This window comes from Paracidovorax sp. MALMAid1276 (genome assembly GCF_049198005.1).
Taxonomy (GTDB): domain Bacteria; phylum Pseudomonadota; class Gammaproteobacteria; order Burkholderiales; family Burkholderiaceae_C; genus Acidovorax.
In genome coordinates this window covers 1-2,318 of sequence record NZ_JBMIRS010000186.1, presented here as the reverse complement: position 1 = coordinate 2,318, position 2,318 = coordinate 1, and the positions used below count along the sequence as shown (strand labels likewise).

The 2,318-nt window shown below is 69.8% G+C and carries 2 protein-coding genes; both read left to right on the top strand.

Annotation, left to right across the window (positions count from 1 at the left end):
* Positions 1 to 196: 196 nt before the first annotated feature.
* Positions 197 to 706, top strand: coding sequence for a MarR family winged helix-turn-helix transcriptional regulator (locus tag ACOQFS_RS13170; protein WP_421563315.1), 510 nt, complete (start codon positions 197 to 199; stop codon positions 704 to 706).
* Positions 707 to 861: 155 nt separating this feature from the next.
* Positions 862 to 2,235 carry an efflux transporter outer membrane subunit gene (locus ACOQFS_RS13165; protein WP_421563316.1) on the top strand — a complete coding sequence of 458 codons (1,374 nt, stop codon included), beginning with the start codon at positions 862 to 864 and terminating at the stop codon, positions 2,233 to 2,235.
* Positions 2,236 to 2,318 lie beyond the last annotated feature (83 nt).

Here is a 2,318-nt window from a genome sequence, read left to right as displayed (position 1 = left end):
AAGCTCAGCCCGAACGGATGGGGGGCAGGCATCTGAGGCATGTACATAGTCAGGCATTTTTGCCTTGAGCGCTTATTCAGCAAGCGCTCATAGCTCCTATTTTCATAGCAGTTGACCTGGTCATAACCCTGATCCCGAGTCAGGTGTTTATTAATTGCCAAGACAATCATTGACTAGTCAATTAAATTCACCCGCCATGACCTCTTCTTCCGCTCCCTCGGCACCCCGCCCCGGCTTCTACAGTGCCGGCCACCTTCCGCCGGAAGACAGCGTGGGCTACCTGATGCGCAAGGTCATGTCGTCCATCCGCACCCAGGCCGACGCGCAGCTCTCCACACACGACCTGACCTACGCCCAGTGGCTGCCGCTGTTCAAGATTTCGCTGAGCGCGAATACCACCGTGGCCAGCCTGGCGCGCGACCTGGAGACCGACCCGGCCGCCATGACCCGGGCGCTTGACCGGCTGGAGGCCAAGGGCCTTGTGGTGCGGGAACGCTCCACCACCGACCGCCGCGTGGTGCAGCTCGCGCTGACGCCGGAAGGCCAGGCCGTGGCGGACAAGGTTCCGCCCGTGCTGGCCGATGTGCTCAACACCCATCTGAGCGACTTCACCCACGACGAATGGCAGCTGCTGCTGCGCCTGCTGCGCCGCATGCTGGTGAATGGCGAGGCCCTGCGCCAGCCGCGCAGCACAGATGCCGACTGAATACGCAGCCGGTCGCCCTGATCTCCCCACAACACCCTAAAACCATCCCGGAGAACCTTGTGAACACCCCCTCCCCGTCGGCCCGCACCCAGCCCTCCATTCGCTCGGCACTGGCCGCCCACGTCGCCGTGTCGGCCCTGGCGCTGGCCGCAGCGATGCTGCTGGCGGGCTGCGCCAGCCCCGGTGCGCCGCACACGCCTCTGGCCCCCACCACCCCTTCGGCCGTGGGCCTGAGCGCAGCCGTCCCGGACGCCGCTGCGCCCGCGCAGTGGTGGACCACCCTGGGCGACGCGCAGCTCAACACGCTCGTCGACACCGCCCTGCAAGGCAACCCCAGCCTGGCCGTGGGCCGTGCACGGCTGGAGCAGGCCATTGCGCTGAGCCAGGTGCGCGAAGCCGCCAACGGCCCCCAAGCCACTCTTGGCGTGGACGCCACGCGCCAGCGCTATACCGCCAACGGCCTGGTCCCCGCCCCCATTGCAGGCAACACCTACAACAGCGGCACCGTGCAGGCCTCGCTGAGCTGGTCGCCCGACTTCTTCGGCCAGCACGCGGCCGAGCTGCAGGCCGCGCTGGGCCAGGCCCGCGCCGCGCAGGCCGACACCGCCGCCGCCGCCAACACCCTGGCCGCCCAGGTGGGCCGCAGCTACGTGGCCCTGGCCCGCCTGGTGGCGCAGCGCGACGTGGCCCAGCGCGAGGAACAGCGCCAGCTCACGCAGCAGCGCACCGCCGCAGGCCTGGACAGCCAAGTCGAGCTGACCCAGGCCCAGGCCGCCGTGCCCGACGCCCGCACCCAGATCGAGGCGCTGGACGAGCAGATCACGCTGACGCGCCGCCAGCTGGCCGTGCTGACCGGGCAGGCGCCCGATGCGCTGGCCCGCCTCACCCCCCGCCTGGCCGCGCTGCAGGCCGCGCCCGTGCCCGAGGTGCTGGGCGCCGACCTGCTGGGCCGCCGGCCCGACGTGGTGGCCGCGCGCTGGCGTGTGGAAGCGGCGACGCAAGGTGTGAACAGCGCGAAGAGCGAGTTCTATCCCAACATCAACATCGGCGCCTTCATCGGCCTGAATGCGCTGGGGCTGGACCGGCTGTTCAACGCCGGCTCGCGCCAGATGGGCGTGACGCCCGCGCTGCGCCTGCCGATCTTTGACGGTGGCCGACTGCGCGCCCAGCTGGGCGGCCGCCAGGCCGAACTCGATGCGGCCATCGCGCAATACAACGGCGCAGTGCTGGATGCCGTGAAGGAAGCGGGCGACGCCATCGCTTCGGTGCAGTCGCTCACCCGCCAGCAGGCGCTGCAGGACGACGCCCTGGCCAGCGCCGAAAAGGCCTACCGCTTTGCGCAGGAGCGCTACCGCGCGGGCCTGGGCAGCTACCTGGTGGTGCTTTCCACCGAGAGCCAGGTGCTGGCCCAGCGCCGCCTGGCCGTGGACCTGCGCGCGCGCCAGCTCGACACGCGCCTGGTGCTGATGAAGGCGCTGGGTGGAGGCTGGACGGACGACACGGCGGTGCTGCGCACCGCTGCGAAGTAAGCGCAGAAGGCCAACACCGAAACCCGAGCGCCCTTCCCTACTGCACTCCCCCCACCCGTTCACGCTGAGCCTGTCGAAGCGCC